Source organism: Longimicrobium sp. (assembly GCF_036399255.1).
In the GTDB taxonomy this organism is placed as follows: domain Bacteria; phylum Gemmatimonadota; class Gemmatimonadetes; order Longimicrobiales; family Longimicrobiaceae; genus Longimicrobium.
Genome location: NZ_DASWNM010000136.1, coordinates 21,297 through 35,830 on the forward strand (window position 1 = coordinate 21,297; position 14,534 = coordinate 35,830).

13 protein-coding genes are annotated in these 14,534 nt (G+C 70.0%); 5 read left to right on the forward strand and 8 right to left on the reverse strand.

Features of this window, described 5'->3' with window-relative positions; translation table 11 throughout:
* Nucleotides 1–392 precede the first annotated feature (392 nt).
* Nucleotides 393–1,226, reverse strand: a complete 834-nt coding sequence (locus VGC13_RS25180) for a hypothetical protein (protein WP_331128077.1) — start codon at nucleotides 1,224–1,226, stop codon at nucleotides 393–395.
* A gap of 349 nt (nucleotides 1,227–1,575) precedes the next feature.
* Here VGC13_RS25180 and VGC13_RS25185 point away from each other — a divergent pair, with 349 nt between their 5' ends.
* Nucleotides 1,576–1,752 carry a hypothetical protein gene (locus VGC13_RS25185; protein ID WP_331128078.1) on the forward strand — a complete coding sequence of 59 codons (177 nt, stop codon included), beginning with the start codon at nucleotides 1,576–1,578 and terminating at the stop codon, nucleotides 1,750–1,752.
* A 103-nt stretch (nucleotides 1,753–1,855) separates the two neighbouring features.
* Here the strand turns inward: VGC13_RS25185 and VGC13_RS25190 are convergent, their stop codons facing one another.
* Nucleotides 1,856–2,314: a hypothetical protein gene (locus VGC13_RS25190; RefSeq protein ID WP_331128079.1), complete on the reverse strand. Its 459-nt coding sequence runs from the start codon at nucleotides 2,312–2,314 to the stop codon at nucleotides 1,856–1,858.
* A 335-nt stretch (nucleotides 2,315–2,649) separates the two neighbouring features.
* Between VGC13_RS25190 and VGC13_RS25195 the strand changes: the two genes are divergently transcribed.
* On the forward strand, nucleotides 2,650–3,177 hold the full coding sequence (locus tag VGC13_RS25195) for a hypothetical protein (RefSeq protein ID WP_331128080.1): 528 nt from the start codon (nucleotides 2,650–2,652) through the stop codon (nucleotides 3,175–3,177).
* Nucleotides 3,178–3,198: 21 nt separating this feature from the next.
* Here the strand turns inward: VGC13_RS25195 and VGC13_RS25200 are convergent, their stop codons facing one another.
* Nucleotides 3,199–3,687 (reverse strand): hypothetical protein, encoded by a 489-nt coding sequence (locus VGC13_RS25200; protein WP_331128081.1) that lies wholly within the window; start codon nucleotides 3,685–3,687, stop codon nucleotides 3,199–3,201.
* A gap of 90 nt (nucleotides 3,688–3,777) precedes the next feature.
* Nucleotides 3,778–5,298 carry a hypothetical protein gene (locus VGC13_RS25205; RefSeq protein WP_331128082.1) on the reverse strand — a complete coding sequence of 507 codons (1,521 nt, stop codon included), beginning with the start codon at nucleotides 5,296–5,298 and terminating at the stop codon, nucleotides 3,778–3,780.
* A gap of 324 nt (nucleotides 5,299–5,622) precedes the next feature.
* On the opposite strand from VGC13_RS25205, the gene VGC13_RS25210 reads away from it, so the two are divergent.
* Genes VGC13_RS25210 through VGC13_RS25220 form a run of 3 tightly spaced genes read left to right on the forward strand, consistent with a single transcriptional unit; the run spans nucleotide 5,623 to nucleotide 8,860 of the window.
* Entirely contained in the window at nucleotides 5,623–6,996 is a 1,374-nt protein-coding gene (locus tag VGC13_RS25210; protein ID WP_331128083.1) for a S41 family peptidase, read from the forward strand.
* Between the two features lie 5 nt (nucleotides 6,997–7,001).
* Nucleotides 7,002–8,108 carry a sensor histidine kinase gene (locus tag VGC13_RS25215; RefSeq protein WP_331128084.1) on the forward strand — a complete coding sequence of 369 codons (1,107 nt, stop codon included), beginning with the start codon at nucleotides 7,002–7,004 and terminating at the stop codon, nucleotides 8,106–8,108.
* Nucleotides 8,105–8,860, forward strand: a complete 756-nt coding sequence (locus VGC13_RS25220; protein WP_331128085.1) for a LytTR family DNA-binding domain-containing protein — start codon at nucleotides 8,105–8,107, stop codon at nucleotides 8,858–8,860. The genes VGC13_RS25215 and VGC13_RS25220 overlap by 4 nt, the downstream gene beginning before the upstream one ends.
* Before the next feature lie 566 nt (nucleotides 8,861–9,426).
* Here VGC13_RS25220 and VGC13_RS25225 read toward each other — a convergent pair.
* The 4 genes from VGC13_RS25225 to VGC13_RS25240 form a co-directional block, all read right to left on the reverse strand.
* Nucleotides 9,427–10,701: a hypothetical protein gene (locus tag VGC13_RS25225; protein WP_331128086.1), complete on the reverse strand. Its 1,275-nt coding sequence runs from the start codon at nucleotides 10,699–10,701 to the stop codon at nucleotides 9,427–9,429.
* A 309-nt stretch (nucleotides 10,702–11,010) separates the two neighbouring features.
* Nucleotides 11,011–11,574: a hypothetical protein gene (locus tag VGC13_RS25230; protein WP_331128087.1), complete on the reverse strand. Its 564-nt coding sequence runs from the start codon at nucleotides 11,572–11,574 to the stop codon at nucleotides 11,011–11,013.
* Nucleotides 11,575–11,600: 26 nt separating this feature from the next.
* On the reverse strand, nucleotides 11,601–13,679 hold the full coding sequence (locus VGC13_RS25235) for a PEP-utilizing enzyme (protein ID WP_331128088.1): 2,079 nt from the start codon (nucleotides 13,677–13,679) through the stop codon (nucleotides 11,601–11,603).
* Entirely contained in the window at nucleotides 13,624–14,475 is an 852-nt protein-coding gene (locus VGC13_RS25240; RefSeq protein WP_331128089.1) for an alpha/beta hydrolase, read from the reverse strand. The genes VGC13_RS25235 and VGC13_RS25240 overlap by 56 nt, the downstream gene beginning before the upstream one ends.
* Nucleotides 14,476–14,534 lie beyond the last annotated feature (59 nt).

A 14,534-nucleotide genomic window follows, 5' to 3' on the forward strand; every position in this document is an offset into this window, starting at 1 on the left:
CGGCTTTCGCGGAGAGTTGTCTACCGCAGGTTTTGCGGATCTTTGGATTTCCTCCGACCGGCGCTTTTCATTAGCCATACCCTTCAAAGTATCATGCACTGACTTTTTCTCACGATGTTCCAAGTCCTTTTCTGCTTGATCCAACTCTGCCCGCAACTCCTTCATTCTTGGGGATGGACCATTACTGATGATAGTGCGGGTTTCGGTTTGCCCTGCCTCACCTCCACGATCTCTATGACCTCGCTGCCCCTCCTTTTCGCCTATTTCCCCTGCTCTCATCTCACCCCGGATTTCCGCCACCTCCCTGTGCGATTGGATGGTGGTGGCATTGGGATGGAACGCTCTTGTGACTTCTAACGCAAGCTTCGCCCAGTCGCTTAGCTTTCCCATATTTATCTTTCTTCTGTCTGATTTGTGTTTCCTACCTGGCCCGTCCGCGCCCACTTCTCGATTCCAAAATCGCCCATGGATTGGATGTCCGAAATTACAGCCCCCAACTCGTTCATCATCCGTGTAGCGTCTTCGCCCGGTGCAAAGGACGTCATCGTGCGCGTGATCTCCGAGATCCGCGCATCGAAGGCCGAAAACCCGGAGATTGCGACCGGCGACGGCTGCGTGCTCCGTGAGAACAGGTGGAAGTCGATGGTGTTGCGCCGTGCGAGGCGAAAGACCAAGTACAGCTGAAAGCCCATGAGGAGAAGGCCGGCCAGCAATGGCAGGGTACCCTTTCCGCGCCCGTCATAGCTCATGGTCGCGTACTGTGCAATCAGGGTGAACAGTGCAATTGCAAGCGCATTGAACATCAGTCCCCGAAATGGCTTAACGCGGTCTCGATAGGCTTGGTAAGCCGCGCCGATTGCGATTGCCCACAGAACGAACTTCAGCAATCCGCTGGTCGCATGCTCGCGAGTCAATCCGGAAAGAATCTGCGATGCCGCATACACGAGCAACCCCGAAACGATCAAACCGGCGAGGAATGCTACGATGCTAAAACTCAATCCTTTGAAAAGGCTGAGACCGGAAACTTCCGAAATGGGGATTTCGCTATAGAGTGTGTTGCGGTTCTCGTCCGCCGAATCACTGGCTTTGAAGAGAATACGCCGGTTAGTCACCTCCACAACACCATCGGCCTTTGTTCCCAAGAAGAGCGACTTGTACACCCCACACTTATAGGAGCGCACAACCATTTCTCCCTCACACGCTACGATACGATTGTTCAGGATCATTTGAACCGGTCCGATGTTGGAGTTGAATGAAATCTGCACCACTCTACTTACGCCGTTTAGTTTGTGCAACAGTTTTGTTAGAAACTCTGCCGAACGCGACTATCTGGGGCTCAGGATGTGGCTCTGCTTCTACCGGGCCCACATTTACGGACATGCAGCAACGATGGACAGCGTTTTCATCCCTGGTCCACTTCGGCACCATGGAGGGAACGGGGCTCGCCACCCGGCGCCGATACGGCCCGCTCGGGCACGCGGGCGGCCGGTTGGGCGAACGACGCTTGAGTGCGGCGCGGGGACACGCCACCGTTGGCGCACGTGGCTGTTCCGATCCCCGCAACCGTTGCGATCGATGATACATTCTCTCAGCCGTCTTCTGATCCCCCTCCTGCTCACGCCCGCGCTGGCGTCCGCTGCCCCCGCGCAGGGGCGGTCCGAAGTTGCCGGCAACTGGCTGGTGCGCGTGGAAGGCCCGCAGCCGTTCACGGTGGTGCTGTCGGTGGACGAGCGTGCGCCGACGCCATGCTGACGGATGCGGGCGAGCCGCATTCCGTACGAAGCAAAACCGCCAGGCGAGCACGGCTGCTCGCCTGGCGGTTCCCGTCGGGGGCGCGGATGAGTCCCGCGCCGCCTTACCGGGTGACGTGGGCCTGCGCCTGGTAGCTGGCGGCGACGTTCTGCAAAACGGGCGTGGAGCCGGGGGCGCACGTCTCCGCCACGATGCGCGCGGCGGCCCGGCCGTGCGCGGACGGCGCGCGGCTGGACACCGGCTCGTCGTCGTCGCGCTCGCGGTCGCCGTCCATGGCGGTCACGCGCAGCGTTTGCACGCTTGCGCCCGTGGCCTGGAAGATGGCGACCGACAGCGCATCGTGGTACGTCACGCCGCTCCTGACGTATTTCTCCGCCGCGATGAAGCCCGCGTCGCGGTCCGCGTTCGTCACCGTGAAGCCCATCTCGTTGATGGTACGGTAGGCGCACGCGAAGGCGCCCTCGCCCGTGGCCGGCGCGGGGGCGACGTAGGCCACCGGGCCCGACGGCGGGACGCACGCCGCCGCGGTGAGGACGAGGCAGGGGATGAACTTGCGCAACATGGACGGTTCTCCTGATCAGGACGTACGCAACACACGGGCAGGCGGCCCGCTTCCACTCTATAATCGAAAGCTCTTTTCGCGCAAGAACGTTGTTCCAGCCTTCCCACGCAGCCCCTCCACCTTCGGCAGTACCTGAGCCGTGAGCCCGATGCCGCCAATCGATCCACCCCAGTACGGTTCGCGCCGCGGAGATGATGGGTCTGCCATCCGGCGCCCATACGGCCCGCTCGGGCACATGGGCGGCCGATTGGGCGAATGACGCTTGAGCACGGCGCGGAGTCACGCCACCGTTGGCGCGCACGTAGCTGTTCCGATCCCCGCAACCGTTGCGATCGATGAACCATTCTCTCAGCCGTCTCCTGATCCCCCTCCTGCTCACGCCCGCGCTGGCACCCGCCGTCCCCGCGCAGGGGCGGCCCGAGGTCGCCGGCAGCCGGCTGGTGCGCGTGGAAGGGCCGCAGCCGTTCACGGTGGTGCTGTCGGTGGATGAGCACGGCGGCGTGCTCACGCCCCGCGCCCTGTCGCGGCAGCAGACGATCTTCCCCAGTTCCGCCGCGCGGACGGATTCGGGGTTCGTGGCCCAGGCGACGGCGTGGGAACGCGAGAACACGCTGGACGTGGCGGTGCGGCGATGGATTGCGGGGCACCTGGAGCACCGCCGGCCAGGCGCCCCTCCCGGCTTCCGGGGTGCACCTGCCGCGCGAGACGCTGGTGCCGTTGACCGGGACGGCGGTGTTCGACAGTGTTGTGGGGGTGCTGGAGCGGCACTTCTGCGATCCCGGGTACAACGGCGCGGACTGGGCCCGGCTCGTGGCCGAGGGCGCCCCCGCGCCGCCGCCGCCCGCTCCGACGGCACGTCGTAATCGGCGGACCCTGCCCCGTGGTCAGGGAGCGGTGAGGCCGACCACCAGGGGACGGGCCGCCGTGCGCAGGTCGGCCGACTCGTTGGTATCCACCAAACCGTAGACAGAGTAGGTGCCGGGGGGTACCGGGCGCCCCGTGTTGTCGCGTAGATCCCAACGGTCGGTAAAGCGCATCGTCCCGCCGGGCGGCACAATGCGCTCGATAAGCACCAGCGGGATCTCCTCGATGGCGTGCAGCCGGTTCCACACCACGCGGCCGTCGCGGCCGGTGACCACGAGGTCGAACGTCGTGGCGCTATCCCCCGTCCCCAGCGCGGCGGGCGTGCGCCCCACGTTGCGGACCACCAGCTCCAGCGGCACCGGCCGCCCCTGGACCGCCGGCGCCGCGTGGACCTCCACCCGCAACGGCGCGGGCGGCGTCGCGGGCGCCCCGGCAACCGTGGCGATCTCCACCGCGGCCGCGGGCTCGCGGTCCTCCACCGCGCCGCATCCCAGGCAGGCAAGCGCCATCACTCCCCAGCAGCTCGGTGGTATACGCACTGTCATTGCAGCATCAGGTGGAGAGGCGGACCGCTCTGCCGAGGAGCGGCCCTCGAGGGCTCAGTAGGTACGCAGGTCTCCGGCCTGCGCTCCGGTGGCGTTCAGGTACGTGCGGATCTGGCTCATGGGGTTCATCCAGAAGCCCCCATCCGCCTTGGCGTACACCATCCCCACCAGCAACACGCCCTGGTTGGCGCCGTACCAGCGCAGCACGGGTGCGCCGCTGTCGCCGTGATCCGCGCCGGCCTGAACCCAGGTGGCGCAAGAGTAGGTGCTCGTGTCGTAGCACACCTTCTTGGCGTACCCCGCCGTCCAGCCGGTGGTGGCGCCCACCTTTTCGAAGACGTAGTTGTACCGCGGCGCCCCCTCGCCGATGATGCGGAACCAGGGCTCAGTCGTAGAGACCAGCGTATCGCCTTTTACCGCGTAACGGCCACGCGGGTGCGCTACGTACCCGAGGTACACGTTGGTCCCCGACACCGCGCGCCCCAGCGCCAGGTCCGCAATCCGTCGGCTCCACGTGCGGCGGTACAAGTCTACGTACTCGCGCGCCACCTCGGCGTAGGACCAGCTGGGCTGGTAGAACGGCGAGTTGTCGTTGTACTCCTCCGTGAGCGTGCAATGCGAGTTGGTGGCGATGGCGGCCACTCCCTTGTATATGGCGGCAAAGCCCAGCGTGCACGCGGACGGCTTGCCGTAATTGCGAATGCGCATGGCCCCCCCCAGCCCGGGAAACTTGGATCCGAGCGAGTACGTGCCCGTATTCCCCGGCCGCACGATCGAGTAGCTGGGGTTTCCCGGAGTGATGCCGTAGGAGGGGTCGGTGGGCTCCGCGGGGCAGTCGGTGGTGCAGGGTTCCGGGTCCGGCGCCGGGCAGCTGGACGGATCGATCGTGCACGGGTCCGTTTCGCAACTGGCGGGATCGAAGGTGCACGGATCGCAGCTTTCGCTCTGCACCGGGCAGATGGGATCGGTGAGCGCGACCAGGATCGCGTCATCCGGAATACCGAGGGACGCCGCCGTGCGCATTACGTGCGCGCGGACGGATTCGCCGCGGTTCCGGTCTATGCCCACCTCCAGGACGTTGTCCGGCTCGTTGAGCCCGTTGTAGACCACACCCGGCACCTGGAGCACAGGCTGCGTCAGCTGGTTGCGCCAGTCCGCCAGCTGCGCGAACTCGAACTTCGCCGCGTGCACGATGATCTGCGGGTTTGCCGCGCGCCTTTGGGCGGCGGCGCCCCGGGCCTCGCGGCGCGACTCCGCCATGTCCTGCGCCACGGCCGCACGCGCCAGCCCTTCGTTGGCCATGTCGCGCACATAAACATGCAGGTTGCCGCCCTCGTCGAAGTAGAACCCGCCGAACCCGGGCACCTCGCGCGACAGCGCGGCAGATCGCGCCTCACTGGATCGGAAGCGTTCGTCCTGAATCACGCTGGTGGCGGGGTTGGCGCTCTGCAGCAGCGCCGTCGTTCCGGTGGGCACGGCTGCCGTGGGGGTGTCTGCCTGGTCGCGGCAGGCACCGGCCAGGGGCAGGAGCAGCGCGAGCAGGCGCACGCTGCTGCGGCTTGCGATGGAGTGCATGTGCGTGTCTTTCAGAGAGGGTGTAGATGAGGTGGGGACGGAGTGCTCCGAGGACGGTGTGCTGCTCCTTTGCTGCCGAGGTGGGCAGGGATGGGGGGGGGGAACAAATGAGTTCTACGTCTCAGAGCATAAGATTGTTTCAAGCCAATCGATCATCCCCGGTCCGCTCCGCCATCAAGAGATGACCTGCCCGCCATCCGGCGCCGATACGGCCCGCTCGGGCGCGCGGGTGGCCGGTTGGGCGAACGAGGCTTGAGCACGGCGCGGGGACACACCACCGTTGGCGGACGTGGCTGTTCCGATCCCCCGCAACCGTTGCGATCGATGAACCATTCTCTCAGCCGTTTTCTGATCCCCCTCCTGCTCACGCCCGCGCTGGCGTCCGCCGCCCCCGCGCAGGAGCGCCCCGAACTCGCAGGCAACTGGCTGGTGCGCGTGGCCGGCCCGCAGCCGTTGACGACCGTGCTGTCGCTGGACGAGCGCGGCGGCGTGCTCACGCCCCGCGCCTTCTCCTGGCAGCAGACCGTCGTGCCCACCTCCGCCACGCGGACGGACTCGGGGCTCGTGGTCGCCCTGACGGCGAGGGGAGTCGAGTCCGCGCTGGACGTCGCCGTGCGAGGCGATTCCCTGCGCGGCAGCTGGCGCGCCGCTGGCCAGGCGCCCCGCTCCGTGTCCGGCATGCGCCTGCCGCGCGAGACACTGGCGCCGTTGACCGGGACGGCGGTGTTCGACAGTGTTGTGGGGGTGCTGCAACGGCACTTCTTCGATCCCGGGTACAACGGCGCCGACTGGGCCCGGCTGGTGGCCGAGGCGCGCACCCGCGTTGCCGCCGCCGGCTCCGACGGCGAGGCGTACGCGGTCATCAGCGGGCTCCTTCGTGCGCTGGGCACCTCGCACCTGGGCTTCACCCCCGTCGTGCGCCTTGCGGCGCCGCCGTCGGCGAACACGGCGGCCCCGCCCGCGCCGGCCGCGCCCGCCCCGTCCGTGAGCTGGCAGGTGCTGTCGCCGTCGATGGGGTACCTGCGCATCGCGAGCTTCAGCCCGTCGGGCGCGGCGCTGATGCCCGAGGTGATGCGGATGGACAGCGCCTTCGCGGCGATGGCGGGGCTGCCGGCCATCGTCATCGACCTGCGCGAAAACGAGGGCGGCTCGGTAGACCTGGCCTACCGCCTGGGGCAGCACCTGAGCGCCAGGCCCGTGCCCGCCGGCTACTTCGTCGTTCGCCGCGGGTTCGACAGCCGGGGCATGCCGTTCGCGGCCGCGCTGGACCCGGCGACCATCCCCCCGCTGCCCAGCGACGGCTCGGTGAGCGGCGCCATGCTGACGGGCGCGGTGGATGCCGCCGGGGGCGCGGCCATGCTGTACATCGGCGGCGGCATCGCGCGGCCGTACACGGGGCGCATCGCCATCCTCACCGACCAGAATACCGGGAGCGCCGCGGAGGCCGTGGCCGCCATCCTCAAGGAATCGCGTGGAGCCGTGACCATCGGCGAGCGCACGGCGGGCGCAATGCTCTCGGCGGTGGACGTGATGGTGGCGCCCGGATGGCGGCTTCGGTACCCCGCGATGGACTTTCGCACCGCCGCCGGCGTCCGCGTGGAAGGGAATGGCGTGGCGGCAGACGTGCCCGTTCCCCCCGCGGACCGCGCCGCGCTGCTCCGCGCCGCCGCCGAGGCCCTGCGCGTTCCCGCACCCTGATCCGCATGACCGATGCACTGACCGCCGGCTCCGGCCGGCGCCGCTGGGCCCTGTACGCGGCGGCGTGGCTCCCCATGCTCGCCGCGTACTTCGGCGCCATCATGGCCGCTGGCGGCCCCGTGGGCCCCGTCTTCATGCTGGCGGTGAGCAACACCCTTCCGGCCGCACTGGCCGGGATCGGGGTGGTGCACGCGTGCGCGCGCATCCCGTGGGGCAGCCGCGGCCGCGTCGCGTTCTTCGGCATCCACGTTGGGCTGGCCATCGCCTACTCGCTGGCGTGGTGCGGCGGAATGCTGGCCGTGCGCACCCTCGTGGAGTCGCTGTGGGTGGGGCGGCTGCAAGCCGCCACGCTCACCTTCGAGGAGCTTCGCTGGCAGCTGGGCGCGGGCGTGCTGCTGTACGTGACCATCGCGGCCGTGCGCTACGTGGCCGAGGTGGGCGATCGCCTGCGCCAGCAGGAGGCGCGCGCCGCCCGGGCCGAGGCGCTGCGGACGCGCGCGGAGATGCAGGCGCTGCGCGCGCAGATCAACCCGCACTTCCTGTTCAACACACTGCATTCGCTGCTGGAGCTGGTGAGCGCGGGCGATGGCCGGGCCGAGGAGGCCATCGAACGCTTCGGCGCGCTGCTTCACCGCACCTGCGACGTTCGCCTGGACGCGGCCGACGACGTGCCGCTGGACGAGGAGATGCAGCTCGTCCGCGACTACCTGTGGATCGAGCAGCTTCGCCTGGGCACGCGCCTGATTGCGGAACTGGAGGTGGATGACGACGCATTGCGGTGCACCGTGCCGGCGTTCGTGCTGCAGCCGCTGGTGGAGAACGCGGTGAAGCACGCGGCGTCCATGCGCGTGGCGCCGACGTGCATCCGCGTCCGCGCGGAGCGGGACGGCGGCCGGCTGCTGCTGTCAGTGGAGGATGATGGGCCGGGCGCGATCCTGGAGCAGGTAGAGCGGGCGCCGGGCGCCGGGCTGCGGCTGGTGCGCGGGCGATTGGAGGCGCGCTACGGAGATGGGGGGCAGATGCGGATCACCACGGCGCCGGGAGCCGGGTTCCGCGTGGACCTCGCGCTCCCCGCCGGTGCGCCCGCGCTGATGATGGCGGCGCAACGATGAGCGTGATGATCCTGCGGACCGTCGTGGCAGAGGATGAGCCGCTGGCCCGGCAGCGGCTGCGGCGCTTCATCGAGCGCGACCCGCGCCTGGTGCTGGTGGGCGAGGCGGAAAGCGGGACGGCCGCGGTGGAGCTGATCGACCGGCTGGCGCCCGACGTGGTGTTCCTGGACGTGCAGATGCCGGAGTGCACCGGCCTGGAGGTGCTGGACCGCGCAGCGCACCGCCCCGCGCCGGTGTTCACGACGGCGTACCCGGACTATGCCCTGCGCGCGTTCGAGGTAGAGGCGTACGACTACCTGGTGAAGCCGTTCGGATGGACGCGCTTCCAGGCCGCGGTGGATCGCGTCGCGCGCCGCTTGGCCGCCCCGCCCGCCCCTGCCCTGCCCCCCGTGCCGGCCCCCGCACCCGCACCAGCGTCAGCGCCGTACTTGGAGCGGATGTTCGTGCGCCGGGGCGGCGAGATGGTACCCGTGAGCATGCGCGACGTGCACCGCATCGAGGGCGCGGGCGATTACGTGACGCTGTGCACCGGCGCCGATCAGGTGCTGGCCGACATCAGCCTGAACGAGCTGGAGCGCCGGCTGGATCCGGCGTGCTTTCGGCGCATCCACCGGGCGCACATCGTGAACCTGGACCACGTCTCCGCCATCCGCCCGTACGACGAGCGGCGCTTGTCCGTGCGCTTCGCCGACGGCTCCGAGGTGGTGGCCAGCCGCGCCGGCTCCCAGTCCCTGCGCGAGATGGTCCGCTGATCGGCCGATCGGGTCGTGCCGCATCACAGGGGGTGTTGCTAAACCCTCAAATTTACAACGAAGCGGTGACTTCCTGAGGGAGCGCCCACGCGGGATCTCGAAGCTACACCATCACTTGCGCGCGACCGAAGGATCTCGCCTGCCGCACCACGGGCTGAGATTCAGACGTGGAAGCTGGCCCCACGGTTCTGCCAGCGAGGTCCTTCGGTCGGCACCAAAGTACGGTGTACGAGCAAACTCTGGAGCAGCGCCTCCCTCAGAGGGTGTTGCCAAGCCTCCTGGCGTGATTGACTTCCTGAGGGAGGCGCCGCCCTGTAACTCGCTTGTACACTGCAGCTTGGCGCCGACTGAAGGACCTCGCCAGCAGAACGACGGGGCTGGTTCCGTGCTCTGATCTGGCCCCTGCGCCACCGAGACGAGGTCCTTCGGTCGCGCGCAGACTGTTGTGTGACTTCTGGTTACACGTGGTGCGCTCCCTCAGGAAGTCACCGCTTCTTTGTGAGTTCGGGGGTTTGGCAACACCCTCTCAGGAAGTCAATCCTCGCGGGAGGTCTAGCAACACCCTCTCAGGGCCGGAAGAGCGCCGCGTGCCCAAAGGCCTCGCCGGTGTCGCCGTGCGGCCAGCGCTCACGGCGAAAGCTCACGCCCAGGCTGCCGTCCGGCGACCGGAACGACTCGTCCCACGACAGGCGCCCCGTGGCGGGGTCCACCCGCGCCATGAGCATGCGCTCCTCACCACTGGTCTCCGCGCCCACGATCACCCGCTGCGAGCCCGGGTCCTTCGCCAGCCAGTGCGGCCTGAAGAGAGTATCCGCCATCAGCCGCGAAACCTCCACGGGACGCGCGGGGTCCCGCACGTCCAGGGTCACGAGCATGTTCATCCGGCCCACCGGCATCACCCAGTAGGGGCCGACCACGACCGGAATGCCGCAGCCTGCCCTGCGGTCCGCAGGCACGCCGTTGACCTCGAGCGTGTAGACGTTCTGCAGCCGCGGCGCGTCCGTGGCGATGCCCGTCAGGTGATACAGGCCGCACCCGAACGCGTTCAGCAGCACGCTTCCGTCCGGCATCACGCGCGGCTCAAAGGGAAGCTCGTGCCCCTTCTGCAGCACGCTGCCGTCTCGTAGCCCGGCGGGGGGCACGGCCAGCGTGTGGAGCAGCGCCAGGTCCGAGAGCCGCCAGACCTGCACCACGTCCGCGCTGCTGTGCTCCATCATCCCCGCGCTGGTAGTGACCACCCGGTCCGATTCGGGGAGCACCGCAAAGGCGTAGGGTCGGATGGGGATGGTCCAGGCCGGGTCCGCCGCGCTGGCGGTGCGGAGCGGGCGGCCCTCCGGGTCGAGTTCCGCGATGCCGCCGTGCCCGCCCGGCATGGTGGTATCGCCCGGCTCCGGACTGGAACCCTCGCTGCGCAGGTAGCCCACGAGCACGTTGCCGTTGGGCAGCCGGAAGAAGTCGTGTGGGTAGCGCAGCGGCGCCGGCGGCGGCAGCGTGCGGGCCAGCCGCGGCCGCTCCGCCTGCCGGGTGTCGAAGAGCAGGATCTGCTCGTGGTGGTGCGCGTTGGCGAACAGCAGCCGGTCGGACGAAGGAAGCTCGTACTCCAGGTGGTGCGGCATGGAGCCCGTCAGCCCGGTGGGCTCGGTGGCGATCACCTGGGCGTAGGTGGCGCTGCCGGGCTGAACGTCCACCACGGCCAGGAAGTCCTGGTGCTTCTGGTCCGTGTCTCCGGCCCAAACGTACAGGTAGCGGGCGGGCGCGGATTCGGGGGCGGGCTGGCCTGACGGCGCGGCGTGGGCCGTACAGCCGGCCGCGCACAGCAGCAGGGGGAGCAGCTGTTTCATGCGAGTGGTTCCTGCTGCGGGACGAAAGGACCGGCGGCCAGGCAAGTATACGGGTACGTCACTCGCCTCACCAGAACGGCCGTTCTCCGTGCCGTCCGGAAACACGGGTCCAGGCTCTGCGCGACCACACGCGGGGATCATCTCGCGCAGCGACAGCCCGGCACCCCGTCCGAGACGAGCGTGAACCCGTACCGCGGGTTCGAGCAGGGCTGCATCTACTGCTTCGCGCGCTCCCTGCACGCGTTCCCACGGTTCTCCGCCATCTCATGGCGAAGCACGAGGCGCCGGAGCTGTTCGTGCGCCGGCGGGCTACGGTTGCGGGGCGGACACCGTGAACTCGTTCGACGTGCGCTCATCCAGCGGAAGCGGGGTGCCGAGCGGGGGCTCGTTGCGATAGGAATGCACCACGCCGTGCCAGACCAGGCGGTACGTGCCGTCGGGATCAACAACGTTGAACCGCGGATCCATGTCCGGCCTGGCAAGCACGCGAATCGTATCCCTGTATTCTCCATCCGGTGGCACCACCACGGGAAGGCTCATGCACGCGGGCGATGATCCGGTCCAGACCGAGGACCACGTATCGCCCGTCCGCTGCTCGAGCGAGGGGACGATGATCTCGTTGCAGTTGATGAAATAGACCGGGTCACCCGTCGCGTTGCGATAGACGTACGGAATGGAGATCTCGATCCCCTCGGCGACGCGCCTGGCGTCGTAGTGGAGCTGAGAGGTCCGGAAGCCTTTCACGGGTTCGCCGCCGGACTCGGCGAGCGGGGCTTCTTCGCCGCCGGACCGGGCGGGCGGGGCGTCGGAGGAGGAGCAGGCGCCCGCGGCAGCGACGGCCGCGAGAAGCACCCGGCGAAGAGCCCGATTCATCGGTGGCACCTCGTGAGGCAGCGTGATCAGTCGCGGACGATCTCGACGAGCGCGCGCGGGCCGTCCAGGCGCAGTCGGTCGCCCGTGCGCACCTCGCGGAAGATCCCCGCGCAGTTGACGACGGCCGGGCGGCCCGCCTCGCGCAGCAGGATCGACGCGTGGCTCAGCTCGCCCCCGATCTCGGCCACCACGCCCAGGACGCGCGGAAAGACCACGGCCCACGAGGGCTCCAGCGCCGGGACGACGAGGATCGCGTCCGGGCCCAGCAGGGACGTTCCGCCCGCGGATTCCGCCAGGAGCGACGTGAGGTCGTCCGCCTTGACCGCGCGCCCTTCCACGAGCGCCCGGACGAGCGCGATCCCGGGAAAGACCCGGCGGCCCGCGGCCTCCGCCTCGGCCCGCTCCACGTCGGCGCACGCCTGCTCGATCCGCTCGCGTGAGGCGGTCGGCGGCAGGTCCATGCGGCGCGCCCGCTCCATGCGCCCGCGGGCGGCGAGGGCGGCGGCGCGGAGGTCGGCCCCGGGCGCGAGCTCGTCGCCGCGGAGGAGAAAGACGTCCTCCGGCGCGTCGAGCGCGCCCGCCGCGTGCAGGCGGCGCCCTTCCTCCAGCAGGCGCGCCCGCAGCCGCTGCCAGCGGCGCATGAGCTCGTCGCGGAACCACTCGCGCCGCTCGTCCATCCAGTAGAACGGCTGCACGATCGGCCGCCCCGCCGCCTCTGCCCCTGCGCGAACGTCCCCGCCGGCCCCGGCGCTCGCCGCGAGGTCGGCCAGCAGCACCTCGCGCATCTCGCCGAAGCGCGGCCGCGACGGATCGCTTTCCAGCGGCCCGCGGTGCCCGAACTCCGCCAGCCACCCGTCCAGCCCCGCCTCGCGCGCCTCCGCCGGGAGCGCGGCCAGGCCGCCGTACCGCTCCATCATCTCCCGCGTGACTACCCGCGCCGTGCCGCGGACCCCGAGCGCCCGCCGCACGCGCGTCACCCCCGAGAGCACGCTGTTGATGGCGAAGTTGGTCCGGATGGCGAGCGTCATCGCGGCCACGTTGGCGTCGAAGAGCGCCGGGAGCGACGCCGCCCCGTCGATCCGCGCGTCGAGTTCCGCGAGCGCACGGGGGATGTCCCGCACCGTGCGTACGCACGTCCACTGCAGGCGGACGAGCGTGGGCGCGTTGCGGAGGAACCGCGCCGGGATCACGCGCCCGTCCTCCTCGGGCCCGTCTTCGCCGCCGCCAACGCCCTCGGTGACGAAGGCGCGCGGCAGGCCCCAGTGGTCCATCAGCCGAAAGAAGAACGAGAAGTTCATCCACGCCCGCTCGCCGATCTCCACCGCGTACGCGTCCCGCCACGTCGCGACGGCCGGATCGATCTCGCCGAAGAACGACAGGACCTCGCGCCCCGCGGCGCCCAGCACCGATGCGATCCAGGGGCTCGGAGGGTCGCCCAGGATCTCCTTGTGATTGGCCAGGCTCAGCGTCTCGTTCCGCGCGACGGCGAAGAGCGCCGGGCGCACCTGGAGCAGGACGTACCCCGCCTCGTCGCGCGCGAACTCCACGTCGATGGCCCCGGCGCCGCCCCGCGCGCCGCGGCCGAACACTTCGTAGACCCGCGCGAGCCACGCGGACCACGCGTCGCCGCGCGCCTGGTGGCCACGCGTGACCTCCCCGCGCGCCTGGCCGGCGGTAAGCCGCTCGTTCCCCCCGGCGGCGACCGTGCGCTCGTAGTAAAAGCCGTCGAAGAACGCGACGCCGGCCTCGGCGGCGTCCACCAGCGGCTGCGCGAAGACGGCGCCGAGCGGGGCGGCGTCCGCATCCTTTGGCAGCGCGGCGACGACCTCCGCCAGGGAGCGTTCCGAGCGGCCAGGCTCGCGCACGACGAGCGAGAGGAGCTGCCCCGCGTTGGAGGTTTCGTGCGTGTCCTCCGTGGGCGAGCCCGAGCGGAGGATGAAGGGCCCCCGCGTGATCTCGGGCGGCAGGTCCCCGGCCTGCGCGGCGCCGGCCGCGCGGACCCAGAACGTCGCGGGGACGCGAAGGCCGGCGGCCTGCGCGCGGCGGAGGTTATCGAGCTTGGGGACGCTGGGGTCCCGGAAGCGGCGAAGCGGTTTCCACGGCATCGGAAAGGGCCCTCACCCAGCCCGGGGGATCGTCGATCATGGGATAGTGGCCCCACGCCGCGAAGCGCCGCACGGGCCACGCCACGCCCAGCGCGGCTTCCGTCCACGCCAGCTCCCGCGCGGGGACCACCGTGTCGTGCTCGCCCCACCAGACCGCGACGTCCCCCAGCGCCTGCGGCCGGGCCGCGAAGCCGGCCTCCAGGCGCCGCAGCAGCGCCGGCGTGAGCCACGCAAAGAAGTCGGGGAGCGCGGCGCACCGGGCGTAGCCCTCGAAAAAGCGCGCGCGCATGTTTCCATCGAGCGGCCGCCGGAAGTGCTTGCGGGCAAAGCGCGCCTGGAAGCGCGGGGACGCGAACGCGCGGCGAAGGGCGGCCTGCGCGATCCCCATCCGCAGGACGCGCGGCATCAGGCGGCGCTCCAGGCCCCAGAGGACGGGCGCCTGCAGGAGGAGCGGAACCCCGTCGAGCTCGCCGCGCGCGCGGAGGCAGAGCGCGAACAGGCCGCCGATCCCCGTCGCGTAGACGAGCGGCCGGCCGGCGCCCCCGTCCTCCGGGCGCGCGCCGGTCTCCGCGCGGACCGACGCCACGACCGCGGCGAGGAACGCGTTCAGGCTCTCCGCGCGCGGGCGGCCCTCGAAGCCCGGGTAGGGCACGTCGTGCAGCGTGAACGGCGGACGTCCGCGCGGTCCGGCGAGCCCGGCGAGAACCCGGCGCGCGGGATCCAGCCGCGCGCCGGCGTGGCCGTTTCCGCCCAGAAAGACCACGCGGGGCACCGCGCGCGGGGAACGCGGGTCCATCACGCGCGCGCCCCCGGGGCGGGAGGAATCCGCATCTCTCCGGTGCCTGGCATGCGTGC

What these genes read in the sequence shown, in the direction of transcription:
- VGC13_RS25205 (WP_331128082.1), bottom strand. Translation starts at nt 5,298, where the DNA reads ATGCACTCCATCGCAAGCCGCAGCAGCGTGCGCCTGCTCGCGCTGCTC.
- VGC13_RS25215 (WP_331128084.1), top strand. Translation starts at nt 7,002, where the DNA reads ATGACCGATGCACTGACCGCCGGCTCCGGCCGGCGCCGCTGGGCCCTG.
- VGC13_RS25180 (WP_331128077.1), bottom strand. Translation starts at nt 1,226, where the DNA reads ATGATCCTGAACAATCGTATCGTAGCGTGTGAGGGAGAAATGGTTGTG.
- VGC13_RS25190 (WP_331128079.1), bottom strand. Translation starts at nt 2,314, where the DNA reads ATGTTGCGCAAGTTCATCCCCTGCCTCGTCCTCACCGCGGCGGCGTGC.
- VGC13_RS25220 (WP_331128085.1), top strand. Translation starts at nt 8,105, where the DNA reads ATGAGCGTGATGATCCTGCGGACCGTCGTGGCAGAGGATGAGCCGCTG.
- VGC13_RS25240 (WP_331128089.1), bottom strand. Translation starts at nt 14,475, where the DNA reads ATGGACCCGCGTTCCCCGCGCGCGGTGCCCCGCGTGGTCTTTCTGGGC.
- VGC13_RS25185 (WP_331128078.1), top strand. Translation starts at nt 1,576, where the DNA reads ATGATACATTCTCTCAGCCGTCTTCTGATCCCCCTCCTGCTCACGCCC.
- VGC13_RS25200 (WP_331128081.1), bottom strand. Translation starts at nt 3,687, where the DNA reads ATGGCGCTTGCCTGCCTGGGATGCGGCGCGGTGGAGGACCGCGAGCCC.
- VGC13_RS25195 (WP_331128080.1), top strand. Translation starts at nt 2,650, where the DNA reads ATGAACCATTCTCTCAGCCGTCTCCTGATCCCCCTCCTGCTCACGCCC.
- VGC13_RS25225 (WP_331128086.1), bottom strand. Translation starts at nt 10,701, where the DNA reads ATGAAACAGCTGCTCCCCCTGCTGCTGTGCGCGGCCGGCTGTACGGCC.
- VGC13_RS25230 (WP_331128087.1), bottom strand. Translation starts at nt 11,574, where the DNA reads ATGAATCGGGCTCTTCGCCGGGTGCTTCTCGCGGCCGTCGCTGCCGCG.
- VGC13_RS25210 (WP_331128083.1), top strand. Translation starts at nt 5,623, where the DNA reads ATGAACCATTCTCTCAGCCGTTTTCTGATCCCCCTCCTGCTCACGCCC.
- VGC13_RS25235 (WP_331128088.1), bottom strand. Translation starts at nt 13,679, where the DNA reads ATGCCGTGGAAACCGCTTCGCCGCTTCCGGGACCCCAGCGTCCCCAAG.